This is a genomic window from Exiguobacterium sp. SH1S1, assembly GCF_004337245.1.
Taxonomy (GTDB): domain Bacteria; phylum Bacillota; class Bacilli; order Exiguobacteriales; family Exiguobacteriaceae; genus Exiguobacterium; species Exiguobacterium aurantiacum_A.
Map to the genome: position 1 here is coordinate 18,693 of NZ_SJUZ01000012.1, position 25,127 is coordinate 43,819.

Below are 25,127 nucleotides of genomic sequence, written 5' to 3' on the forward strand. Positions count from 1 at the left end.
GAAAACAAATGAACGCTTTAGAGAGATTTATGGTGACACTGCCGGAGACGAACGTGATTCGAGACCGGTTGCCTAAAGTCGACCGTCAACTCGTCACGGGATTGACGACAAGTGCCAAAGCGCTCGTTTTGGCCGGTTTGGCGAAACAGTCGACACGCCGTCTCGTTGTCGTCACCCATAACATGTACCAAGCCCAAAAGATGTTCGACCAGCTTGAGCCGCTTGTCGGACCGAGCAAGACGTTGCTCTATCCGATTGACGAGACGCTCGCCGGTGAACTGTCGCTCACATCCAGTCCCGAGCTCCTCGCCGCGCGAATCGAAGCCAGAACACGTCTCCTGACCGAAGAGGGAGGCGTCCTTGTCGTCCCGCTCGGTGGCTTGCGTCGTTTCGTACCGAGTCCGACCGATTGGCTGTCGAGTCATCGGACGATCAAACCAGGGCAAGAACTTGATTTAAAGCCGTTTGCCTCAACACTGATTGAACTTGGTTACGAGCGGACGGCCACGGTGACGGCACCGGGTGAGTTTTCGGTCCGCGGCAGCATTCTTGACGTCTATCCGCTCACGGAAGCGAGACCGTATCGAATTGATTTGTTCGACACGGAAGTCGATTCCGTCTTCACGTTCGATGCGGAGACGCAACGGTCGTTAGGTGTCGTTTCGGAAGCGGTCATCACGCCGGCGACCGAGTTCGTCGCATCGGTCGAACAGTTGAAAAAAGCCGGGCAAGCGCTCGAACGGCAATACGACCGGACGCTCGAGCTGATTGAAACCGAGACGATTCGACAAGCGCTTGAATCAGGTATCGCCCGCGACATCGAGCAGTTCGGGCGCGGTGATGTACCGGAGAAGCTCGGGAAGTACACGCCGCTACTTTATACGTCGACGCTGCTTGACTATGTGGGTGCTGATTCGGTCCTCATGTTGGACGAAGTGGCCCGCATCGAGGACGCGGCGGACGTGCAAGACCGTGAAGAGGCCGAATGGTTCTCGTCACTGATCGAACGCGGGGAGTCGGTCAGCAACTATACGCTCGCCGTGCCGATGCACAAAGTGTTCCGAAGCTTGAAACAAGTCGCGTTCTCGCTGCTGCCATCACGGCGTTCGGGGATCCCGGAGACGAATACGGTCCATCTCAGTTGCCGCCCGCTCCCTGCCTTCCACGGACAGATGCACTTGTTGAAGCAAGAAGTCGAGCGGTGGCAACAAAGTGATCACCGGATCGTTTTCCTCGCCGGGGATCAAATGCGGGCAGACAAAGTCGTGGCGCTCCTTGAAGACTACGGGATCCCGTCTACGTTCACGAATGTTGACGGGGAGCTGTTGCCACGCCATGTCCACGTCATGATCGGACAGGTCGAAGGCGGATTCGAGTTATCGACGAGCCGCCTCGTCGTCGTCTCGGAAACGGAACTGTTCAAGCGGGTCACGAAACGGAAACGGCAGACGAAGAATTTGACGAACGCCGAACGGATCAAGAGTTATCAAGAGCTGAAGCCGAATGATCATGTCGTTCATATCCATCACGGGATCGGGAAATACTTAGGGATCAAAACGATCGAAGTCGGTGGGATCCATCAAGATTACCTCCATCTCGTGTACGCCGGGGATGACGCGCTTTACGTGCCGGTCGATCAAATCGACCTCGTCCAAAAGTACGTCGGGGCCGAAGGGAAAGAGCCGAAGATTTATAAACTCGGTGGGACGGAATGGAAGAAGGTCAAATCAAAAGTCGCCAAGTCGGTCGAAGACATTGCCGACGAGTTGATCAAACTTTATGCGGCCCGAGAGGCATCGGTCGGCTTCGCCTTCCCGGCGGACGATGACGAGATGAGCCAGTTCGAATCGACCTTCCCGTACGCCGAGACGGAAGACCAAGTTCGATCGATTGCCGAGATCAAGGCGGATATGGAACGGTCACGCCCGATGGATCGCCTGCTTTGCGGCGACGTCGGATATGGCAAGACCGAAGTCGCGATTCGGGCGGCGTTCAAGTCGGTGCTCGCGGGCAAACAAGTCGCGTTCCTCGTGCCGACAACGGTGCTCGCGCAGCAACATTATGAGACGATGCTCGAACGGTTCAGTGAATTCCCGATCAACGTCTCGGTCATGAGCCGTTTCCGCTCGAAGAGTGAGCTGGCGGCGACGAAAAAAGGACTGAAAGAGGGAACGATCGACGTCGTCGTCGGGACGCACCGCGTGCTGTCGAAAGACGTGACGTTCGCCGATCTCGGCCTCGTCATCATCGATGAAGAACAGCGGTTCGGGGTCAAGCATAAAGAGCGCCTGAAACAGCTGAAGACGAACATCGACGTCTTGACGCTGACGGCGACACCGATTCCGCGGACGCTTCATATGTCGATGATCGGAATCCGTGATTTATCTGTCCTCGAGACACCGCCGGAGAACCGTTATCCGGTTCAGACGTACGTCATGGAATACGACGGCATCGTGTTGCGAGAAGCGCTCGAGCGCGAGCTCGCCCGTGGCGGCCAAGCGTTCTTCTTATATAACCGAGTCGAAGGGATCGAGCGGAAAGCCGAAGAGATTCGGGCGCTGTTGCCGGATGCCCGTATTGCGACGGCACACGGCCGGATGACCGAGACCGAGCTTGAAAGTCAGCTCATCAGTTTTCTTGAAGGAGAAGCCGACGTCCTCGTCTCGACGACGATTATCGAGACCGGCATCGACATCCCGAACGTGAACACGCTCATCGTGCACGACGCCGATAAGATGGGGCTGTCGCAGCTGTATCAGCTTCGAGGACGTGTCGGCCGATCGAACCGGATCGCGTATGCGTACTTCACGTATCGGAAAGACAAGCGATTGACCGAAGTTGCGGAGAGCCGCCTCCAAGCGATCAAAGAGTTCACCGAGCTCGGCAGCGGGTTTAAGATCGCGATGCGTGACTTATCGATTCGCGGGGCCGGCAACCTGCTCGGTGCCCAACAATCCGGGTTCATCGACTCGGTCGGGTTCGATCTGTATTCACAGATGCTGTCAGAAGCAATCGAAGAGCGGAAAGACCGCATGCGCGGTCAAGCGAAACAAGTCGTCTTCAAACCGGAAGTCACGTTCCAAGCGGATGCCTACATTCCGGACGATTACTTGTCGGACAGTGAACTGAAGATCGAGATGTATAAGCGTTTCAAATATGTCGATACACCAGAAGCATTGTTCGCGCTTCAAGACGAGCTGATCGAACGGTTCGGAGAATTCCCGGAACCGGTCGCGTTGCTCATCCAACTGACGCGTCTGCGCATTTACGGGGAGCTGGCGAAAGTGACACGGATCAAACAGTCACCAGAGCGGATCGATATCGTGCTATCGATGGAATCGACGACGGCACTCGATGTACCGTCGTTCATGGAATGGACGATGCCGCTCGGACGAAAACTCGGAGTCGGGCAAGACAACGGGGCGCTCAAACTGTCACTCAGCGGACGTATGCCAGTTGTCGAGCTGTTGAATGATGCCGACACGGTCCTTGAGGAACTCGTGAAGCGGTTGGTGGTCCATGCGGACGCCAAGTAAGTTTGCGACAGGTGTCGTTTTATTTGCGCTCGCAGGATACATTTCAAAATTTATTAGTTTTGCCTATCGGGTCCCGTATCAGAACATTGCCGGTGATTTTGGGTTATACGCTTACCAGACGGTATATCCGTTTGCGGCGATCGTCGCCTCGCTCGGGATTTACGCGATGCCGGTCGTGATTGCCAAAATCGGGGTCGGGGCACAAGGTCCAAGACAGAAGTTAGAAGTCCTCTGGGGCAGTTTTTATGCGCTCCTCGGCCTCGCTGTCGGCCTCGTGGTCGCGATGTTCGCGCTTGCGCCTGTCATCGCGCGCTTGCTCGGTGACCCCGAACTGGCGACGACGCTCCGGGTCATCAGTCTCAGCTACTTGTTGATGCCTGCGCTTGCGGTGCTGCGCGGGTCGTTTCAGTCAATCGATGACTTGCGACCGAGCGCGCTGTCGCAGGTGCTTGAAAACTTGATTCGGGTCGCGGTGTTGCTCATCTCACTGCTCGTCGGTGTCCGCTTTGGACGTGACGCATATGAACTCAGTCGCTATGCTTATGCGGCGACGTTAGTCGGCGGGAGTGTTGCTGTCGTCGTCTTATCGATTTGGGCGAAAGGGTTCCGAATCGTCGCGGTCCGTGCCGCAACACTGCGCGCCGTACTGCGTGTTCTCTTGACGAGCGGGCTTGCGGTCGGATTTGCGTCGCTCGGTATTCTTTGGATGCAACTCGTCGATTCATTCACGATCGTCAATTTGATGGGCGGCGATTATTCGGCCAAAGTGAGTAAAGGCGTGTTCGACCGTGGCTATCCGCTCGTGCAGTTTGCGATTCTCTTCACGACGGCACTCGGGATGGCGAACGTGCCGAACTTAGTCCGCCATTACCGGGCCGGGCGACTCACGGCGACGGCAACGGGCCTCAGTTCGATGATTCGAGTGACGACCACGGTCGCTGCGGCTGCAACGATCGGGCTGATGGGCGTCATGTGGCCTTTGAACGTAGCGTTGTTTGAAAATGCTGACGGTACAAGAGCGCTTGTATTGTTATCGACGAGTACGTTCGCGGCCTCGCTCGCAGTCGCGAGTATGACGTGCCTTCAAGCGATCGACAAAGAGCGGACGGCCGCTTTTGGTATGCTGTTTGCCATGATTGTAAAGTTTGCGATCAATTTGCTGCTCGTTCCGCGTTATGGGATTGACGGGGCGGCAGTCGGTACATCGCTCGCATTTTTAGCGATGGCGGCCTTTAATTTTAATCGTCTCGACCAGAACATCCCGCTCGGTACGTTTCGGTTGCACCATTACGGACTGCTCTTAAAGACCGTCCTACCTATGGGCATCGTCTTGCTCGGTTTGAACGCGTTAGCGTCTGAGTCACTATATAACCGCGTCAACGCACTCGGTTGGCTCGGTTTGATGGTGGTGTGCGGCGGCGCTTTGTACGTCTGGCGAGCGGTCAGGGAACAGGTGCTGACGATCGAAGAATGGGAGATGATTCCGTTTGGAAATCGACTCATCAATTTGATTGATAAAAAGGAGACCTAATATGAGTTATGGAATTACCGTCGTCGGACTCGGCTCCGGCGAACTCGAGCAACTTCCGCTCGGGGTATATCGTCATTTGAAACAGCAACCGCTCGTCTGGTTGCGCACGAAAGAACATCCGGTCGTCAAAGAGCTCGAGGCGGAAGGGGTTCATTTTGAATCGTTTGACCACATTTACGAATCAAACGATACGTTTGAGGCCGTCTATAAACAAATCGTTGAGACGTTGCTCGACAAGAGCGACGAACTGGCGATCACATATGCGGTCCCGGGCCATCCGTTCGTCGCCGAGCGGACGGTCGAACTGCTCGTCGAACAAGGGGCGGACGTGACGTTCCTCGGCGGACAGAGCTTTTTGGACGCCATGTTTCAGGCGCTCCAGATTGATCCGATCAATGGGTTTCAACTGCTCGATGCGACCGCACTCGACGTTGAACGGCTCCAAGTCACGCAGCACGTGTTAATCGGTCAAGTGTACGACGGGTTTGTGGCCGGGGATGTGAAAGTACAATTGATGGAACGTTATCCGGACGAACATCTTGTCAAGCTCGTCACGGCGGCCGGAACAAAACGAGAGCGAATTTCCGAAGTTCCGCTCTACGAGATGGACCGGGTCGCTGAAGTCGACAATTTGACGACGCTCTATGTCCCGCCACTCACTGACGAGACGCACCTCGCGCGGGAGTTTGCGACGTTGACAGATATCATCGCGACACTCCGCGGTCCGAACGGCTGCCCATGGGACCGAAAACAGACGCACGCATCACTGCGGAAATATTTACTCGAAGAGGCGTATGAGTTGATCGAGGCGATCGACGAAGAGGACGATGATGCGATGATCGAAGAACTCGGAGACGTATTGCTCCAAGTCATGCTTCATGCGCAAATCGGGGCCGACGAAGGGTACTTTAACATTCGTGACGTGATCGGCGCGATCAGTACGAAAATGGTCCGTCGCCATCCGCACGTCTTCGGTGACGTGACGGTCGCAGACGCCGACGACGTGGTTTCGAACTGGAATGCGATTAAGCAAGACGAAAAAGGGGAAAATAAACATTCGCAGCTCGATGGTGTGCTCGTGACCCAACCGGGGTTAATGCGTGCCGAGCAACTCCAAAAGAAAGCGGCTCAAGTCGGGTTCGAGTGGGATGACGTAACCGGAGCGTTCGAGAAGCTCGAAGAAGAGTTACAAGAGTGGCGAGACCGTCCCGAAGACGAACAAGAACTAGGGGACGTACTGTTCTCAGTCGTCAACGTAGCCCGTTATTTCGGGTTGAACGCGGAACAAGCACTTGAACGGACCAATCAAAAATTCAAGAGACGATTTGAATATATCGAAGCGAACGGATCGCTCAGCGACATGACGCTCGAACAGATGGATCGGCTTTGGGATGAAGCGAAGGAGAAGGGATTATGAGACTAGATAAATTTTTGAAAGTGTCGCGCTTGATCAAACGACGGACGTTAGCGAAGGAAGTGGCCGATCAAGGCCGTATCCGCTTGAATGGCCAAGTCGCCAAGGCCAGTACGGACGTCAAGGCCGGTGATGAGCTCCAAATCCGATTCGGGAATAAGCTGGTGACGGTCATTATCGATTCGATTGCCGAGCATGCCCGGAAAGAGGATGCGAAAGAAATGTACCGGTTGATCAAAGAAGAAAAGGTGAACAGTGGTACGGAAGCATAAAAAAAAGGTATACTGAACATAATAGGTCAAGAGGAAGGTGATTCGATGAATGGACGTAACCCGATGGAACGCAAACAGCGGATTCGGGCTCTCGACGAACGGAGAGAACAGCTGGAAAAAGAACAGAGCCGGCGACGTATCCATCTTCGACGCCGCCTAGCCGTGGCCTCACTTGTCTTTTTGTTGTTGATTGTCTTCATCGGCCAGAGCTATTTCTCAAAGATCGGATATGTAGCGGATCAAGAGCTAAAGCAAGACGAGGCTCGTGTCGAGCTTCGTGAAACGAAGGAAGAACAAGCGGAGCTAAAAGAGCAGGTTGAACGTTTACAAGACGAAGAATACATCGCCAATCTTGCGCGCAACGAGCTGTTGTTCTCGAAAGATGGCGAGATTATTTTTTACTTCTCACCAGAGGAATAAGTAGGTTCGTTGACCGTTGACGAATCGACTCGTATAATTGTAGGGAATCATTCAAAAAAAGGAGTACATTATTTTATGTCAATTGAAGTAGGAAGCAAGGTACAAGGTAAGGTTACAGGGATTACGCATTTCGGAGCGTTCGTAGAGCTCCCTAATGGAAAAACGGGTTTGGTGCACATCAGTGAAGTGGCAGATTCTTATGTCAAAGACATCAATGAAGTCCTAACGGTCGGTCAAGAAGTCACAGTCAAAATCTTGAACATCGAAAGTGATGGCAAAATCGGGTTGTCTATCAAAAAAACTGTCGATCGTCCTGTTAGCGAACGCCCAGAACGTCCAGCCGGCGAACGCTTCTCACGAGGCCCTAGTTCAGGCGGCCCTGGTCAAGGTGGCCCACGTCCGGGCGGTCCACGTCCAGGTGGTCCTGGTCAAGGTCCACGCGGCGGCGGTGGCCCACGCGGTGGCGGCGGTCCCCGTGGCGGTGGCGGCGCACGTCGTGAAGTACGTCGTGAGCCAGAAACGTTTGATACGTTGATGACCAAGTTCTTGAAAGATAGCGACGAACGCCTTACAACGTTGAAGCGTCAAACTGATTCAAAACGCGGTGGACGTGGAGCCAAGCGCGGGTAACCCTTCGTAAACCATCAGCTTCTACTCGTAACGATAACGCCACGGACACAGGTCCGTGGCTTTTTTTCATGGCGCGACAATTGTCGGCGCTTTTTTTGTTATAAAAAATAACTAAAAAAGGTTGCAATTTTTCGACGGAGCGAGCACAATAGGGAACATGAAAAATAGTTATGTTTTATAAGTAAAGGTGGAGAAACAAATGAACGGATGGAAGTTGTGGAAAGCAGAATGGCAGAGCATCGGTAAAAATCCGCGGGTATGGATTCCGATTCTCGCGGTCGCGCTCGTGCCGCTCATGTATGCGGGCATGTTCTTGTGGGCATTTTGGGACCCTTACGGCCAAATGAAAGATTTGCCCGTCGCGATCGTCAATGATGACCAAGGGGCCACGTTTGAAGGGGAGGAACTCGCTGTCGGTGACGAACTCGTCGATAAGTTGACGACCTCGGAAGCGTTCCAATTCGTCGAAGTGTCGAAAGCAGAAGCGGACGCCGGGTTACAAGATCACGCCTTTTACATGGCAATCGAAATCCCGGATGACTTTTCAGAGAAAGCGACGAGCGCGCTGTCCGCTGACCCTGAGCAATTGGAACTTCGATACATCGCGAACGAGTCGTATAACTTCCTCGCCGCTCAAATCGGAGGTTCGGCGATGGAACAAGTGAAAGGCGAACTGTCGACTGAAGTGACGAAACAGTATGTCAACGCCATGCGGGACGGATTGAAAACCGTCGCTGACGGATTAGATGAAGCCGCAACCGGTGCGACGGAGCTTGCTGACGGATCAACGACCGCTAAAGAAGGGGCCGTTAAGCTAGCGGACGGCTCGCGACTGCTAGCTTCAAAACAGCAGGAACTAGCGGACGGCGCAGCCAAGCTCGATGACGGACTCGGTGCGCTTGAGTCTGGGACGGCTGATCTCGTCGACGGGAGCCAGCGTATCCAAACTGGGAGTTCCACGCTGTCAGACGGTGTCCATCGTGTCGACGCCGGGGCCGCCGTGCTAAAAGACGGTACGACTCAGCTCGTCGACGGAACGAGCGCGTTCTCTTCGAAGTTAGGCGAGTTGCATAGCGGGACGCAACAGCTTGACGCTGGAATTCATGAACTCGCAGCCGGACTCGAGGACGCACAGGCCGGAAGCGGCCAACTCGTCAACGGCTCGAGCACACTCGCAGAAGCGCTTAGTGCGGCTAGTGCCGGAAACGAAGCACTTGTAGCGGGAACGGTAGGTGTCACCGCTGGCATTGACCAAATGAAAACGGAGTTGTTAGGCCAGCAAGAGCAACTGATCGCCAAGTTGTCTGCGCTCGCCGAATCCGGTACGCCCGCAACGCCAGACATGTTGCAAGCGCTCGTCGCCGAGCTGTCTACAGGCATGCAGGCAACGGAAGCAGGATTCACATCGCTTTCAGAGGGCGCGTCTCGTGTCACGGAAGGCCAAACGGCACTCGGGGAAGGGTTGGGACAAGCAGAAGCCGGTGCCACTGAACTCGCGGCCGGATTGGTTGCGTTGAATGACGGACAGACTCAGCTCGTCAACGGGGCCGCGGCGCTGAGCGAGGGGTCAAGCCAAATCGAGCAAGGTGCCAAAACCGCGATGGATCGTTCGGGTGAACTTGCATCGGCAAGCGTTCAATTGAACGACGGGGTGGCGACGCTTCATGACGGGACGACGGAACTGGCGTCGGGGAGTGATCAATTGGCTGACGCCACGCTCGCCTTGTCTGAAGGAAGTACGAAACTCGCCAACGGGGTCAAAACGGCCGGTCAAGGAACGGGTACCATCGCTGAAGGGGCATCGCGTCTGGCCGAAGGGGGTCAAGCGCTCGGTTCTGGAAGTTCGGACCTGGCGGAAGGTCTGACTGAACTAGAGTCGGGTAACGGAAAACTTCGTGACGCCTTACTCTCGGGTGCGGAAGCGGCTGACGTCGACATCCGCGATGAGAACGTTGAAATGATGGCGGGGCCGATTCAAATCGTGAACGACTCGATTCATCACGTACCGAACTACGGGACAGGATTTGCACCATACTTCATGTCGCTCGGTCTCTTTGTCGGGGCGCTCTTGTTGTCAATCGTCTATCCGCTCTATGATCCGGCTGGCAAACCGAAGCGGAGTTTATCTTGGTTGTTATCGAAATCGGGCGTATTAATCGTTATCGGTTTCGTTCAGGCGCTCGTCTTAAACGTGGCGATGATGGCGTTGCTCGGACTCGAGGTCGAGTCACCGCTTCGCTTCTTCGGTTTCAGCTGGCTCGTCAGTATTACGTTCTTATTGATTGTTCAGTTGCTCGTCACGACGCTCGGGAACCCGGGACGGTTCGTTGCCATCGTCTTATTGATTCTTCAATTGACGACGTCGGCCGGGACGTTCCCGCTTGAATTGATTCCACGTTCCTTGCAGCCGTTCAACGCGTTACTTCCAATGACGTATACGGTGGCCGGCTATAAAGAGATTTTGTCGGCGGACGGGCTCAGTTATTTACAAGGGGCGATTCTATACTTGGCGCTCGTGTCGGTCGGTTGCTTCTTCTTGCTCTGGGGATATTTCCGCATCGCTTGGAAGAAAAAATATCGACCGGCTCCGTCGGAAGCGTGATGCACAATCAACCGAAAATCGTGTATAGTGTATGAAATGGCACTATACACGTTTTTTTGTGAAAAAAGTTTTAAAAAAGAATTGACACGGACGTGGCTACTGGTTATTATAGAAAATGTGCTTAGGACACAACACAATAACATGGCGGTGTAGCTCAGCTGGCTAGAGCGTACGGTTCATACCCGTGAGGTCGTGGGTTCGACTCCCTCCGCCGCTACCATTTTATTTAGGCCCGTTGGTCAAGCGGTTAAGACACCGCCCTTTCACGGCGGTAACACGGGTTCGAATCCCGTACGGGTCACTTACCTAAGCGAAAAGAAGCCATCTCAACTTGAGATGGCTTCTTTTGTTATATCAAGGAGGAGCGACGATGACGAAAGTGCTGGTGGCCGTATCGGGTGGGATGGATTCGATCGTCTTGTTAGACCGCGTCGTGAGAAGCGGTGCTGACGTCGGGGTCGCCCACGTCCATCATGGACTTAGGCCTGAGTCCGATGAAGAGTTCGAGTTCGTGAGACAGTTGGCGAAAGCGTACGGTGTGCCGTTTCACGGGAAGCGTCTTGCGTTTCCGGACGGGGGATCGCAAGCCGTCTATCGGACGGCGCGGTATGCATTTTTTGAAACGGTCATGCGTGAAGACGGGTATACCGAACTGATGACGGCTCATCACGGCGATGACGAGCTCGAAACGGTACTCATCCAGCTTCATCGAAACGTCGTCGAAGTGACGGGGATCCCGGAACGTCGTCCGTTCGCCGGAGGGACAATCGTTCGTCCGTTGCTGACGGAAACAAAACGACAGCTCTTGGCGTACGCGTTAGCGAACGGACTCGTCTGGCGAGAAGACGCGACGAATGAGCAGACGAATTATTTGCGCAACAAGATCAGACACCACATCGTCCCGCAGCTCCTCGATGTTTGGCCGAACGTGGTTCAAGACGTCGGTAGCGCGGCCCGTCGGCAGCGTGAGCTCTGGCATAAGCGCTACGACGACGTCGGGAAGTGGATGGTGCGCCACGTCCGTTATAATATGAAAACGTTTCATGTGAAACTTGAAGACGTGGCCGGTTTGAACGAACCCGAACGATACGTACTCGGCCGACTCTTATCGGCTAGATATGGTGTCGAGATGGGCGAAGCCATCCGTCGTCTCCTCGGTAGTCCAAAAGGAACAGGACGATACGACCTTGAAGGCGGCGCGCGCCTGCAAAAGTATGATGGGGTGATCAGTCTCGTCCCCCATACCGATCTAGTGCTGACTGAAGCACCGGGTGACCGAGTGATCTCTAGCCTCCCGGTCCAGACGTCTTTTGGCGACCGCGAGCTCTCACTTGAAGTCATCACAGGCAAGGACGGGATCCCCCTCGAGGCGCTCACATTCCCGTTGACCGTCCGCTCCGTCCGGCCAGGGGATGTGATGAAACTCTCGATCGGGACGAAAAAAGTCGCCCGAATCTTGGTCGATGCGAAAATCCGGCGTGAAAATCGTCCGTTTGTCCCCTTAGTAGTTGACGCGACAGGGAGGATTGTCGCTATAGTAGGAGTAAGAGTTTCGGATTTTCCGGATAAGTCAGATGCGATTTGCCCACGATTAATGGTAAAATGATGATTGTGTCGGATTAGAAAGAGGAGGATTTCAAGATGTCATTAATGAACGATATGGAAAAGGTGCTTATTTCAAGTGAAGAGATTCAAGTAAAGGTGAAAGAACTCGCGACAACGCTCAGCGAAGAATATAAAGAAGAGTTTCCACTTCTCGTTTGCGTATTGAAAGGCGCGATGCCGTTCATGTCAGACCTTGTCAAAGAAATGGACATCCATCTAGAGATGGACTTCATGGACGTATCGACGTATCACGGTGGAACGTCATCGACAGGTGAAGTGAAAATCGAGAAAGATTTAAACACGTCTGTAGAAGGACGAGACATCTTGATTGTAGAAGATATCATTGATAGCGGGCTCACGCTCGGCTATCTCGTCGATCTCCTCAAATATCGGAAAGCCAAGTCGGTGAAGATCGTCACGTTGCTCGATAAACCGACGGGTCGCAAGAACGGTCTATCGGCAGACTATAGCGGTTTCGTGATTCCGCACGAGTTTGTCGTCGGCTACGGTCTCGATTACGAAGAGAAATATCGTAACCTTCCTTACGTCGGTGTGCTCAAGCCGAGTGTTTACGGGGGCTAACGTTTTTCTTTTGAAAATGTGACGTGTTAAGATAAAAGAAATATCCCAAAGTATACACATATACTGAATGGGCGAGAACATCGTTTCTCGGAATAGGAGGCAGAGAATGAATCGTGCAGTGAAAAACACCTTAGTGTTCGGTGTGATTTTCCTGGCCTTGATCTTGTTCCTTCAATATTTACAGAACCCGAGTAGCCAGAGCGAAACGCTCTCTTATTCGAAGTTCTTGGAATATGTGGAAGATGATCGGATCGAAACGGCAACCGTACAGGAAATCCCGGGAGCCATCTCAATTACAGGTGACCTTACAGGAGACGAAGACCAGCGTTACGAAACGAATATCCCGGCTAACGAGGCCGAATACGCCGAAGTGCTCTCGCAACTTCGTGCGAATACCGACATTCAAATCGAAGAGTCAGAGTCGAGTGGTAGCTGGTTTAGCATCGTATTCGCGATCTTACCGTTTATCATCATCTTCATCTTGTTCTTCTTCTTGCTCAACCAAGCCCAAGGAGGCGGTGGCGGCGGTCGTGTGATGAACTTCGGGAAATCGAAGGCGAAACTCTACGACCAAGAAAAACGTCGTGTAACGTTTGATGACGTTGCCGGGGCGGATGAGGAGAAACAAGAACTCATCGAAGTCGTCGAATTCTTGAAAGACCCTCGCAAGTTCTCGAGACTTGGAGCGCGCATTCCGAAAGGCGTCTTGCTCGTCGGTCCTCCGGGAACAGGTAAGACGTTACTCGCTCGTGCAGCTGCGGGAGAAGCCGGTGTACCGTTCTTCTCGATCTCAGGTTCTGACTTCGTCGAAATGTTCGTCGGTGTCGGGGCGTCGCGTGTCCGCGACTTGTTCGAGAACGCGAAAAAGAACGCACCGTGTATCATCTTCATCGATGAGATCGATGCGGTCGGACGCCAGCGTGGTGCCGGTCTTGGTGGCGGCCACGACGAGCGTGAGCAAACGCTCAACCAACTTCTCGTCGAGATGGATGGATTTAGTGACAACGAAGGAATCATCATGATTGCCGCGACGAACCGTCCGGACATTCTTGACCCGGCCCTTCTTCGTCCAGGTCGATTCGACCGTCAAATCACGGTTGACCGCCCGGATGTTAAAGGCCGTGAAGCAGTACTCAAAGTTCACGCCCGTAACAAACCGCTCGATTCGACAGTTGACTTGAAGTCGATCGCTCAGCGGACGCCTGGATTCTCAGGTGCTGACCTTGAAAACTTGTTGAACGAAGCAGCGCTCGTCGCAGCCCGGTCTGACCGTTCAGCGGTCTCGGTCGTGGATGTCGAGGAAGCGATTGACCGTGTCATCGCTGGTCCTTCTAAGAAGAGCCGCGTCATCTCGGAGAAAGAACGCCAAATCGTCGCCTATCATGAGGCGGGTCACACGATTATCGGGATTGAACTCGAGAACGCAGACGAAGTGCACAAAGTGACAATCGTTCCACGTGGAAACGCTGGCGGATACGTCGTCATGCTTCCGAAAGAAGATCGTTACTTCATGACGAAACCTGAACTCGAAGATAAAATCGTTGGTCTCCTCGGGGGCCGCGTGGCGGAAGACGTCATCTTCGGTGAAGTATCGACAGGAGCAAGCAATGACTTCCAACGCGCGACTGGTATCGCTCGGAAGATGGTCATGGATTACGGGATGAGCGACAAGCTCGGACCGCTCCAACTTGGATCGAACCATGGAGGACAAGTCTTCTTAGGTCGCGATTTCCAAACGGAACAAAACTACTCGGATGCGATTGCACAAGATATCGACCTCGAGATCCGGGACATCATCAACCGTTGTTACGCGAAAGCGAAACAGATTTTGACGGACCGTAAAGACGATCTCGAGCTCGTCGCGAAGACGTTGCTCGAAGTCGAGACGCTCGATTCGAAACAGATTCGTCACTTGATCAAGACGCGCGAATATCTTCCGCACGAACCAGAAGAGCCGTCTGAACCATCGAAAGATGATGCAAGCGATGAGGCGAAGAAAGATGAGGCGGCCGTCAAGCACGGACAAGTCATCGATCAGCCTGGAGTCGTTCAAGAAGCGAAGCCGGACGTTGTCCCTGAAGGCGATAAGCCGGAAGCGACACCGACGGAACGCCCGAACAACGAATCACGGTAAGTGTAAGAGACGAATGCCCTAAATAAGGCATTCGTCTTTTTTCGTGTTATAATTCGAGCGAACTGTAATTGACAACAAAGTGAGGAACCATATCATGATTTTAGTGATCGATGTTGGGAATACAAATATTGTCCTCGGGATGTACGATGGTGAGACGCTCGTCCATCATTGGCGCATCTCGACGGACCGCACGAAAACGACCGATGAGTACGGTATGCTCGTCAAGTCGCTGTTTGACCACTCGAACGTCTCGTTTGACCAAATCGACGGCGTCATTTTGTCTTCGGTTGTTCCACCAGTCATCTTCCCGCTCGAACAGATGTCACAGCGCTACTTCAACGTCCGGCCGATCGTCGTCGGTCCTGGCGTGAAAACAGGTCTCGACATCCACGTCGACAATCCGCGTGAAGTCGGGGCGGACCGCATCGTCAACGCGGTCGCAGGTATTGCCAAGTACGACGGTCCATTGATCATTGTCGACTTCGGTACGGCGACGACGTATTGCTACATCGATGACAAACGCCGTTATCACGGCGGGATCATCTCCCCGGGGATTATGATCTCGGTCGAGGCGCTCTATCAACGGGCCGCGAAATTACCGCGCATCGAGCTCGCGACCCCGCCGACCGTCGTCGGGAAAAATACGATCCAAGCGATGCAATCGGGCACGTATTACGGGTATGTCGCCCAAGTCGACGGTATCGTCAGTCGCGTCAAGCGTGAAGTCGGGGAAGCGACCGTCATCGCGACAGGTGGGCTGGCCCGTTTGATCAGTGAACATGCCGAAACGATTGACGTCGTCGACTCGTTCTTGACGCTCGATGGACTTCGTCTCATCTATGAGCGCAACCAGAAATAAACTTTAAAGGAGTTACTCAATATGATTCAACAAGAACAACAAGCGTTACTTGACCAAATGAAAGACGACTATCTCGTCCGTGCCCTCGGGTTCGGTGGAGAAGTCCGGGCGTTCGCCGTACGGACGACGAAAACGATTTTCGAAACGCAACTTCGCCATCAGACGACACCGGTCGCCTCAGCTGCACTCGGTCGGACGATGACGATCGGGACGATGATCGGTTCGATGCAAAAAGGAGCCGCGCGCGTCACCCTTAAAGTCGAAGGCGATGGACCGATCGGGAAAATCATCGTCGATGCGGACACGGCAGGAGACGTTCGCGGATACGTGTCACACCCGCGTGTCGAGGGCGGAACATTCGTCAACGACCACGGATTGACGAAGTTGAAAGTTGGCGAAGTCGTCGGCCGCGGCACGGTCTCGGTCATCAAAGACCTTGGTCTAAAAGACTTCGTTGGCGGTTCGTCCGAAATTCAAACAGGTGAGATCAGTGAAGACTTCACGTACTACTTTGCGACGTCGGAACAAGTGCCTTCAGTCGTCGGGGCAGGCGTGCTCGTGCTTCCGGAAGATGAATCGATTTTAGCTGCCGGCGGGATTATCGTCCAGTTGATGCCGGACGCTTCAGAGCAAACGATTCAAGCGTTAGAAAACGCATTGAAGACGTTCCCGCCAGTGTCGGTCCTCATCGGAGAAGAGAAGACGCCGGAAGAGATGCTGCATATGCTCCTCGGAGATAGCTTAGAAGTGCTCGATCACAAACCGGTACAATTCAACTGTACGTGCAGCCGCGATCGGATGGAGAGTGCGATCATCGGACTCGGTACCGAAGAGATCCGTCAAATGATTGAAGAAGATGGCGGCGCTGAAGCAGTTTGTCACTTCTGCGGCGAAAAGTATCACTTCTCGGCTGAACAGCTCGAAGTGATGAAACAGCAAGCACGCTGAGGCTGTCGTTCCAAATTGCATATTTTCAATCCGATAGGGTATTATTACAATATCGGAATAGTCGGAATTATGAAGGAGGAAATGAAATGCGTATCGTAGATTCAGTGACAGACTTAATTGGCAAGACTCCAATCGTGAAGTTAAACGGGCTGACTGGCCCGGATGACGCGACGGTTTACATGAAGTTGGAATATATGAACCCTGGTTCGAGTGTAAAAGACCGGATCGCCTTAGCGATGATCGAGGCCGCTGAGGAAGAAGGCGTCTTAAAGCCGGGTGACACAATCATCGAGCCGACGAGTGGGAACACGGGCATCGGACTCGCGATGGTCAGTTCTGCTAAAGGCTATAAGGCAATTCTCGTCATGCCGGAAACGATGAGTATGGAACGACGCAATCTGCTTCGCGGATATGGTGCCGAGCTGATTTTGACGCCTGGTCCTGAGGGGATGGGCGGAGCGATCCGTCGGGCGACAGAAGAAGCTGAGAAAAACGGCTACTTCCTCCCGCAACAATTCAATAATGCGGCCAACCCGAACGTCCATGAAATGACGACCGGCCCTGAGATCGTTGATGCGTTCGACGCGTCAGGTCTTCAAGTCGATGCTTTTATCGCTGGTGTCGGTACAGGCGGAACGATCACAGGAGCGGGTAAAGTATTGAAAGCCCACTATCCAGACGTGCAAATTTTAGCGGTCGAACCAGTCGACTCTCCAGTCTTATCTGGAGGGAAGCCAGGACCTCATAAAATTCAAGGCATCGGGGCCGGCTTTATCCCGTCGATTTTAGACACTGAGATTTACGAAGGTGTCCTTCAAATCACGACAGAGCAGGCGTTCGAGTACGCGCGTCTCGCGGCTCGGACGAACGGTGTGCTCGGTGGCATCTCGTCAGGTGCAGCCATTGCGGCCGCGGTCGATACGGCGAAGCGCCTTGGAAAAGGCAAAAACGTGCTCGCAATCATCCCGTCAAACGGAGAACGCTACCTTAGCACGCCGCTCTATCAGTTCGACGAAGAATCAGATAGCGTTCGCGCATAAACAAACGGCAGTTACCAGAAGACATCTTCTTTCGGTAACTGCCTTTTCTTGTGTACAATTAGAGGCATGAATGAGTGGAACGGGGGGATTTGGCGTGAGAACGACAGCGTTCAAAACGATGCGAACGACAAAAGAGAGAATGTATGAGACGTATATGACGTTGACGGAAGCGGGCGAGCGCTATGCGTGGCTCGAGAGCGGGAGGGCTGGACGTTACACGATGGCCGGGATCGAGCCGTTCGGTGCGCTTCACGTGAAAGATGGGACTGGAACGCTCGTCATTTCAGATAAGACCGAGACGTTTTATGGCCAACCGCTCGACATCGTCGAGCAAGTACGGGCCCGTTACGTTGCCGCAAGACCAGAAGGGGCACCGCCATTCTTCGGCGGGATGATCGGTTATGTCAGTTACGATGTCGCCCGGACACTCGAACGCTTGCCGCGTCAAGCGGAAGATGATCTAGGGACGCCCGACGTCTCGTTCTTGTTGTTTGACGAAGTGGCGGTATTCGACGAAGCGACGTCGCTCCTCTATTTGCTGGTCACCGCCGATGAAGAAGTAGAAGCGAAGCTCGAGCGCTGGGCTGCCTTATGGCAGACAGAGACGCATTACGCGTTCAGACCGGTCGCGCAAGCACCGCTCGAGCGAGCGCGGTCTCTATCGCAAGGTGAATTCGTCGAAGCTGTGCAGAAAATTCAAGACTACATCGTCGAAGGCGACGTGTTCCAAGTGAACCTGAGCGTCCGCCAATCGGAAGCGCTGCTCGCGGACCCGCGCCACGTCTATGACACGTTGCGCCAAATGAATCCTTCACCGTACATGGGGTACTTCGTCGACGATTTTTTGACGATGGTGTCGGCCTCGCCAGAACTGTTGATTGAGAAACACGGGACGTCGATCTCGACACGCCCGATCGCCGGGACACGGCCGCGCGGACGGGACGAGGCAGAAGATATGGAACTAGCGCGGACGTTGCTCGATAACGAGAAAGAGCGGGCCGAGCACGTCATGCTCGTTGATTTGGAGCGGAACGACCTCGGGAAAGTGGCCGCTTATGGGACGGTGCACGTCGACGAATTGATGGTCATCGAGAAGTACTCACACGTCCAGCACATCGTTTCGAACGTGCGCGGCACGATGCGAGACGGTGTGTCCGGGTCAGAGGCGCTCGGGGCGATGTTCCCGGGCGGAACGATTACCGGTGCCCCGAAAATTCGGACGATGGAAATCATCGAGGAACTTGAACCGGTTCGACGTGGGATTTACACGGGTTCGTTCGGCTGGATCAGTTGGGACGACGACCTCGTCTTTAACATCACGATCCGGACGATGGTCGTCAAAGACGGGATGGCCCATGTCCAGGCCGGGGCAGGGATTGTCATCGACTCCGACCCGGTCGCTGAATATGAAGAATCGTTGTCGAAAGCGAAGGCGCTATGGGCCGCGAAAGAAATGACGGAGGCGACGGTATGATTTTACTCATCGATAACTACGACTCATTCACATACAACTTGGTTCAATACTTTGGTGAGCTTGGAGAGGACTTGATTGTGCGTCGTAATGACGACGTTACGATCGAAGAGATTAAACAGATGGGTCCGAGTTATCTCGTCATCTCGCCAGGTCCGCGGACGCCGAACGAAGCGGGAATCAGCGTCGACGCGATTCGGACGTTTGCTGGGAAGATCCCGATTTTCGGGGTGTGTCTCGGTCACCAAGCGATCGGTCAGGCGTTCGGCGGGAAAGTCGTCCATGCGGACCGCCTCATGCACGGGAAGACGTCACCGATCGAACATGACGGCAAGACGTTATTTAAAGACATCCCACAGCAGACGATCGTGACGCGTTATCATTCGCTCGCCGTCGAGCGCGCTTCATTGCCGTCCTGTTTAGAAGTGACGGCTGAGACGAGCACGGGAGAAATCATGGCGCTACGCCATAAAGAATTGCCGATCGAGGGCGTCCAATTTCATCCTGAAGCCATCTTGACGGAACATGGGAAAGACATGATTAAAAATTTTATCGAGGCGTATCGTCATGTGGCTTTGGCATAACGGCGAACTGCGCGGCAGTTCAGAAGTGACGGTGCCGGTTCAGGACCACGGTTTTTTGTACGGGATGGGATTGTTCGAGACGTTCCGGACGTTTGACGGGGTCCCGTTCTTGTTCGACCTCCATTGGTGCAGGCTTGAGAAAAGCATGGACGCTCTTTGGATCGATCTACCTTATACGAAGCAGGAAATCAGACAGGCGATTCAAGACGTCGTGCGTCAAAACGAGGCGCCGAACGTATATATCCGACTGAACGTCTCCGCCGGTGTCGCTCCGCTCGGTCTGCACGACGGGCGTTACTCACGGCCGAACGTGACGTTGCTCGTCAAACCGTTACCGGACACGTTCGAACCGACCGAGAAACGGCTTGAGGCAATCCCGTTTCCGAGAAGTCGACCGGAAGCGGCGTTCCGTTTGAAGTCGCATCACTATATGAACAACATCCTTGGAAAACGGGCCTTGGTCGACCGGGAAGCGGAAGGTTTGTTCGCGGACGAGGCGGGACGTGTCGTCGAGGGACTCGTCTCAAACATCTTTTGGGTGGAACAGGATGGGCGGCTATGGACGACGCCGCTTGAGACCGGGGCGCTTGCCGGCGTGACCCGGCACTGGCTGATGGAGACGTTTGACGTGCTCGAGCGTGATGTGACGTTTAAAGAACTCGAGCAAGCGTCCGAAATTTGGCTCACGAACTCGGTGCAACAAATCGCACCGGTCACCGCTTATGCCGGCCGGACGTATCCAGGCAAGCAGGGTGCTCGATTTACAGCGTGTTGGTCCGAGTTACGACGAGCAATTGAAAGTGAGGGAACAGCATGACAAAAATTATGGGCATTTTAAACGTGACGCCAGATTCGTTTTCAGACGGTGGGCGTTATAACGCAGTCGAGCAAGCGCTCGAACACGCTAAACGGCTCGTTCAGGACGGGGCCGATGCGATCGACGTCGGAGGCGAGTCGACAAGGCCGGGCGCACAGTTCGTCACGGCGGATCAAGAGATCGCCCGCGTCGTCCCGGTCATTCGCCGCCTGAAAGAGGAGCTTGACGTCCTGATCTCGATCGATACGTACAAACCTATCGTTGCGCGAGCGGCACTTGAAGCAGGCGCTGACATCATCAATGACGTGTGGGGGTCGAAGTGGGACGATCAATCGATGGCGGAAGTGGCCAAAGAGTTTAACGTCCCGATCATTTTGATGCATAATCGAGACAATCGAAACTATGGACACTTCATCGAAGAAGTCGTCGGCGACATACAAGAATCAATCGCGATCGCTCGTGCCGCCGGTGTTCGTGATGACCAGATTTGGTTAGACCCCGGCATCGGCTTCGCCAAAGACTACAACCAAAACTTAGAGCTCATGAATCGGCTCGACGTCATCACGAATCTCGGGTTCCCCGTTCTGCTCGGGACGTCACGTAAGTCGTTCATCGGCCAGACACTTGATTTACCGACCGAGGAGCGGGTCGAAGGGACGGTCGCGACGACATGTCTCGGGATTGTGAAGGGGTGCGCCTGGGTACGGGTGCATGATGTGTTAGAGAACAAACGGGCGTCACGGATGATGGATGCGATGTTAGGAGGCGGACAAGTTGGATAAGATGTTTGTGAACGGGATGCGTTTTTACGGTTACCACGGTGTATTTGAAGAAGAGAACCGGCTCGGTCAGCGATTTAATATTGATTTGATGTGTGAGTTAGACCTGACCCCTGCCGGCCAGTCCGATAATTTGGAGGACGGCGTCAGCTATGCCGGACTCTATCAACTGACAGAAGACATCGTCACAGGCGAAGCGGTCAACTTACTCGAAGCACTCGGTGAACGGATCACGACGGCCGTGCTCGCCCACAGTGACAAGATTCAAAGTGTGACGGTCAAGGTCATCAAACCGGACCCGCCGATTCCGGGTCATTATGATTCAGTCGCGATTGAGATGACGCGGAGGCGTAACGGATGATGTATGTGGCGCTTGGTTCGAATATCGGTGAACGGGAGCGTTATTTGTTCGGTGCCCTTCAAGAGATGGAGGCGGCCGGTCTTCATGTGACGAAGCAATCGAATGTATACGAGACGGCACCGGTCGGCTATACAGATCAACCATCGTTTTATAACATGGTCGTCGAAGTCGAGACATCGCTAGGGGCGGACGATGCGCTCGTTCGTCTCCAACAGGTTGAGCGCGGTCTTGGGAGAGAGCGTCTGTTTAAGAACGGGCCGCGTACGATCGACCTTGACATCTTGCTCTATAACGGCGAATATATACAATCGAAGCACTTAACTGTTCCGCATCCGCGAATGCATGAACGTGCTTTTGTCCTTGCCCCGCTCGCGGAGATTGCTCCGACGCTCGAGGTTAATGGGAAGACGGTACGACAATTATGCGACGCCTTGCCGGAATCGGAGCGGCGCGACGTCGTACGTCTACAGTCGTTAACGTCATTAGTCGGTTCTGTTTAACGCTATTGAAGGAAGTGAAGCAATGTCAGGGTTCAAAATTGGTAACGTTGATATAAAAAATCGGGCGGTCCTCGCCCCGATGGCCGGAGTGACGAACCCGGCATTTCGTTTGATTGCGAAGGAATTCGGTGCCGGACTCGTTTGTGCGGAGATGGTCAGCGACAAAGGGATTTTATTTGAAAACGCGAGAACGCTGCGCATGTTATACGTCGATGAGCGCGAAAAGCCGCTCAGCCTGCAAATTTTTGGCGGTTCGAAAGACACGCTCGTGAAAGCGGCGCAATACGTGGATCAAAACACGAACGCCGATATCATCGACATCAACATGGGGTGTCCGGTCCCGAAAGTCACGAAATGTGAAGCGGGTGCCAAGTGGCTCCTCGATCCGGATAAGGTTTATGAGATGGTGAACGCTGTATCGAAGGCGGTGGACAAACCTGTGACCGTCAAGATGCGCACCGGCTGGGACAGTCAGCACATCTACCTCCTAGATAACGTCAGAGCGGCCGAATCCGGTGGCGCGGCGGCGATCGCGATTCACGGACGGACGCGGTCCCAATTGTATGAAGGAACAGCCAACTGGGAGCTTATTGGTGAGGCGAAGAAAATTGCGGGCATCCCGATTATCGGGAACGGTGATATTACGACGCCGCAACAAGCGAAGCATGCCCTCGACCATTACGGTGTCGATGCGGTCATGATCGGGCGGGCTGCCCTCGGAAATCCATGGATGCTCTATCAGACGGTGCAGTACCTCGAGACGGGTGAACTTCCGGCCGAGCCGGAGGCACGCGAGAAAATTGACATTTGCATGCTGCATCTCGATCGTTTGATCGACTTGAAAGGCGAGGTGGCGGCGGTTCGTGAAATGCGTCAACACGTGGCCTGGTACTTGAAAGGTCTCAAAGGGAACGGGCCGGTCCGTAAGCAAGTCTTCGAGTTGGAATCACGGGATGCCGTCGGGAGTGTGCTCTACGATTTCGTCGGACAGATCGAGAACGCGCCACAAGAAGTGTGAACTAGTGTAAAAAAGTGATTTATGGTAAGCTTGTTTGGCGAAAAAGTGATACGCAAAGAGCGAACAGCTTAGGCTGTGCTGTTGGCCGTGAGGTCGACAGCTTTTTGTTAGGACCAAACCCAATATGTATAGAGGAGTGAATGGAGTAGTGAGTCACGAGTTGGAAATGAACGACCAAATGCAGGTTCGATTTGAAAAGATGACTGAGATGCGTGCGCAAGGACTCGACCCGTTCGGACATCGGTTCGAACGCTCAGCCCATGCCGGTGAATTACATGAGCAATATGAAGCGATTGAGAAAGAGGCGCTCGCTGAGCAAGACGTAGAAGTCACGCTCGCGGGACGGATTATGACGAAACGTGGAAAAGGGAAGGTTTTCTTCGCCCACATCCAAGATGTCACGGGACAGGTTCAAATTTATGTCCGTAAAAATGACGTAGGGGATGAGGCGTTTGATTTGTTCAAATCGTCTGACCTCGGTGATATTGTCGGCGTGAAAGGTAAGCTGTTCAAAACGAATGTTGGCGAGTTATCGATTCACGTCGAGACGTTTGAACTTTTGACGAAAGCGCTCCGTCCGCTTCCAGACAAATATCATGGCTTAAAAGATGTCGAACAACGTTATCGTCAACGTTATCTCGATTTGATCACGAACAATGATTCGCGCCAAACATTCATTTTGCGTAGCCGAATCATTTCAGAGATCCGTAACTTCTTGAACCATCGCGGTTACTTAGAAGTTGAGACACCGATGCTCCATACGATTGCAGGTGGAGCAGCTGCCCGTCCGTTCTTGACGCACCATAACGCCCTCGATATGGAACTTTATATGCGCATCGCGATCGAGCTTCACTTGAAGCGCCTCATCGTCGGTGGCCTTGAACGTGTTTATGAGATTGGCCGTGTCTTCCGTAACGAAGGGATCTCGACACGACACAACCCAGAGTTCACAATGATCGAGCTCTATGAAGCTTACGCTGATTACAACGACATCATGGATTTGACAGAAGAACTCGTTGCGCACGTTGCTAAAGAAGTACTCGGTACGACAGACGTGAAGTATGGAGAAGATACGATCCATCTTGGTGTCGGTTGGAAGCGGGCCCATATGGTCGACTTGGTTAAAGAAGAGATGGGTGTCGACTTCTGGCAGCAGATGTCTGATGAACAGGCGCGTGAACTTGCGAAAGAGCACGGAGTAGAAGTCCAAGACCATATGACGTTCGGTCATATCGTCAACGAGTTCTTCGAACAAAAAATCGAAGAGACGTTGCTTCAACCTACGTTCGTCACGGGACATCCGGTCGAAGTGTCGCCGCTTGCGAAGAAGAACGATCAAGACCCGCGCTTCACAGATCGTTTCGAGCTGTTCATCGTTCGTCGTGAACACGCGAACGCGTTCACAGAGTTGAACGATCCAATCGATCAACGTGAGCGCTTCGAAGCCCAACTACTTGAAAAAGAAGCTGGGAACGATGAGGCCCATGAACTTGATAACGACTTCCTAGAAGCGCTCGAGTACGGGATGCCGCCAACAGGTGGTCTCGGAATCGGGATTGACCGTCTTGTCATGTTGCTCACAGACGCACCATCGATTCGCGACGTATTGCTCTTCCCGACAATGCGTCACCAACAGTAACAAGTTACGACCTCTCACCATTGCGGTGAGAGGTTTTTGGTTTCTACAGCCAAGCTATAACATGGCAGGAAACTTTTTCAGAAAAACTTTTACCGAAACTATTGCATTCTATTTGAGGATGGGTTAAAGTAATAAACGTTGCCGCTGATGGCAGCGGAAAAGAATTAAAAAAGTGGTTGACAACTGTGTCGATGACTTGTAATATTGTAAGAGTCGTTAAGAGCGACAGACGAACTTTGAAAACTGAACGATGAGGCAAAAAAAAGTTTTACAAGTTTTGATTGAAGCGCAAGCTTCGTCATTTTCAAGAGCTATATCAAATTCTTTGGAGAGTTTGATCCTGGCTCAGGACGAACGCTGGCGGCGTGCCTAATACATGCAAGTC

Annotated in this window: 21 protein-coding genes, 2 tRNA genes and 1 rRNA gene; all 24 read left to right on the forward strand. The window is 53.5% G+C overall.

All coding sequences use genetic code 11. The annotated features are described in order from the left end of the window. Positions 1–8 precede the first annotated feature (8 nt). Complete coding sequence (gene mfd, locus EVJ23_RS14275; protein ID WP_131466516.1) at positions 9–3,536, forward strand: transcription-repair coupling factor; 3,528 nt, start codon at positions 9–11, stop codon at positions 3,534–3,536. Next, complete coding sequence (locus EVJ23_RS14280) at positions 3,520–5,067, forward strand: polysaccharide biosynthesis protein (protein WP_131466518.1); 1,548 nt, start codon at positions 3,520–3,522, stop codon at positions 5,065–5,067. Before mfd ends, EVJ23_RS14280 begins: the two co-directional genes overlap by 17 nt. A gap of 1 nt (position 5,068) precedes the next feature. Beyond that, positions 5,069–6,484: a bifunctional methyltransferase/pyrophosphohydrolase YabN gene (gene yabN / locus EVJ23_RS14285; protein WP_131444162.1), complete on the forward strand. Its 1,416-nt coding sequence runs from the start codon at positions 5,069–5,071 to the stop codon at positions 6,482–6,484. Continuing rightward, positions 6,481–6,753, forward strand: a complete 273-nt coding sequence (locus EVJ23_RS14290) for an RNA-binding S4 domain-containing protein (protein WP_070329377.1) — start codon at positions 6,481–6,483, stop codon at positions 6,751–6,753. Before yabN ends, EVJ23_RS14290 begins: the two co-directional genes overlap by 4 nt. 45 nt (positions 6,754–6,798) lie before the next feature. After that, on the forward strand, positions 6,799–7,173 hold the full coding sequence (locus EVJ23_RS14295) for an FtsB family cell division protein (RefSeq protein WP_071398636.1): 375 nt from the start codon (positions 6,799–6,801) through the stop codon (positions 7,171–7,173). A gap of 75 nt (positions 7,174–7,248) precedes the next feature. Continuing rightward, complete coding sequence (locus tag EVJ23_RS14300; RefSeq protein WP_070329375.1) at positions 7,249–7,803, forward strand: S1 domain-containing RNA-binding protein; 555 nt, start codon at positions 7,249–7,251, stop codon at positions 7,801–7,803. Positions 7,804–8,002: 199 nt separating this feature from the next. Beyond that, entirely contained in the window at positions 8,003–10,405 is a 2,403-nt protein-coding gene (locus EVJ23_RS14305) for a YhgE/Pip family protein (protein WP_236633795.1), read from the forward strand. Positions 10,406–10,548: 143 nt separating this feature from the next. Continuing rightward, positions 10,549–10,625: transfer RNA gene (locus tag EVJ23_RS14310), tRNA-Met, on the forward strand. A 9-nt stretch (positions 10,626–10,634) separates the two neighbouring features. Beyond that, positions 10,635–10,706, forward strand: a tRNA-Glu gene (locus EVJ23_RS14315). A gap of 69 nt (positions 10,707–10,775) precedes the next feature. Further along, positions 10,776–12,011 (forward strand): tRNA lysidine(34) synthetase TilS, encoded by a 1,236-nt coding sequence (gene tilS, locus EVJ23_RS14320; protein ID WP_236633796.1) that lies wholly within the window; start codon positions 10,776–10,778, stop codon positions 12,009–12,011. Positions 12,012–12,046: 35 nt separating this feature from the next. Continuing rightward, positions 12,047–12,592, forward strand: coding sequence for a hypoxanthine phosphoribosyltransferase (gene hpt / locus EVJ23_RS14325; protein WP_016509617.1), 546 nt, complete (start codon positions 12,047–12,049; stop codon positions 12,590–12,592). A gap of 106 nt (positions 12,593–12,698) precedes the next feature. After that, entirely contained in the window at positions 12,699–14,726 is a 2,028-nt protein-coding gene (ftsH, locus tag EVJ23_RS14330) for an ATP-dependent zinc metalloprotease FtsH (protein ID WP_131458693.1), read from the forward strand. A gap of 94 nt (positions 14,727–14,820) precedes the next feature. After that, the gene (locus EVJ23_RS14335; RefSeq protein ID WP_070329371.1) at positions 14,821–15,585 is read left to right on the forward strand and encodes a type III pantothenate kinase; all 765 of its coding nucleotides are present in this window, start codon (positions 14,821–14,823) and stop codon (positions 15,583–15,585) included. Positions 15,586–15,606: 21 nt separating this feature from the next. Beyond that, entirely contained in the window at positions 15,607–16,533 is a 927-nt protein-coding gene (gene hslO, locus EVJ23_RS14340) for an Hsp33 family molecular chaperone HslO (RefSeq protein ID WP_131466524.1), read from the forward strand. 86 nt (positions 16,534–16,619) lie between these two features. Then, positions 16,620–17,573: a cysteine synthase A gene (gene cysK, locus EVJ23_RS14345; protein WP_071398644.1), complete on the forward strand. Its 954-nt coding sequence runs from the start codon at positions 16,620–16,622 to the stop codon at positions 17,571–17,573. A 94-nt stretch (positions 17,574–17,667) separates the two neighbouring features. Then, positions 17,668–19,047, forward strand: coding sequence for an anthranilate synthase component I family protein (locus EVJ23_RS14350; protein WP_304985704.1), 1,380 nt, complete (start codon positions 17,668–17,670; stop codon positions 19,045–19,047). Continuing rightward, on the forward strand, positions 19,044–19,628 hold the full coding sequence (gene pabA, locus EVJ23_RS14355; protein WP_071398645.1) for an aminodeoxychorismate/anthranilate synthase component II: 585 nt from the start codon (positions 19,044–19,046) through the stop codon (positions 19,626–19,628). The genes EVJ23_RS14350 and pabA overlap by 4 nt, the downstream gene beginning before the upstream one ends. Continuing rightward, positions 19,612–20,445, forward strand: a complete 834-nt coding sequence (locus EVJ23_RS14360) for an aminotransferase class IV (protein ID WP_131466526.1) — start codon at positions 19,612–19,614, stop codon at positions 20,443–20,445. The genes pabA and EVJ23_RS14360 overlap by 17 nt, the downstream gene beginning before the upstream one ends. Further along, positions 20,442–21,227, forward strand: coding sequence for a dihydropteroate synthase (gene folP / locus EVJ23_RS14365; RefSeq protein ID WP_131466528.1), 786 nt, complete (start codon positions 20,442–20,444; stop codon positions 21,225–21,227). Before EVJ23_RS14360 ends, folP begins: the two co-directional genes overlap by 4 nt. Then, positions 21,220–21,585, forward strand: coding sequence for a dihydroneopterin aldolase (gene folB / locus EVJ23_RS14370; protein WP_201739247.1), 366 nt, complete (start codon positions 21,220–21,222; stop codon positions 21,583–21,585). The genes folP and folB overlap by 8 nt, the downstream gene beginning before the upstream one ends. Beyond that, entirely contained in the window at positions 21,582–22,085 is a 504-nt protein-coding gene (folK, locus tag EVJ23_RS14375; RefSeq protein WP_070329364.1) for a 2-amino-4-hydroxy-6-hydroxymethyldihydropteridine diphosphokinase, read from the forward strand. The genes folB and folK overlap by 4 nt, the downstream gene beginning before the upstream one ends. Before the next feature lie 22 nt (positions 22,086–22,107). Next, positions 22,108–23,103 (forward strand): tRNA dihydrouridine synthase DusB, encoded by a 996-nt coding sequence (gene dusB / locus EVJ23_RS14380; RefSeq protein ID WP_016509635.1) that lies wholly within the window; start codon positions 22,108–22,110, stop codon positions 23,101–23,103. Positions 23,104–23,251: 148 nt separating this feature from the next. Continuing rightward, complete coding sequence (gene lysS, locus EVJ23_RS14385) at positions 23,252–24,742, forward strand: lysine--tRNA ligase (RefSeq protein WP_070329362.1); 1,491 nt, start codon at positions 23,252–23,254, stop codon at positions 24,740–24,742. Positions 24,743–25,064: 322 nt separating this feature from the next. Beyond that, positions 25,065–25,127: ribosomal RNA gene (locus tag EVJ23_RS14390) — 16S ribosomal RNA — on the forward strand; the annotation flags it as partial.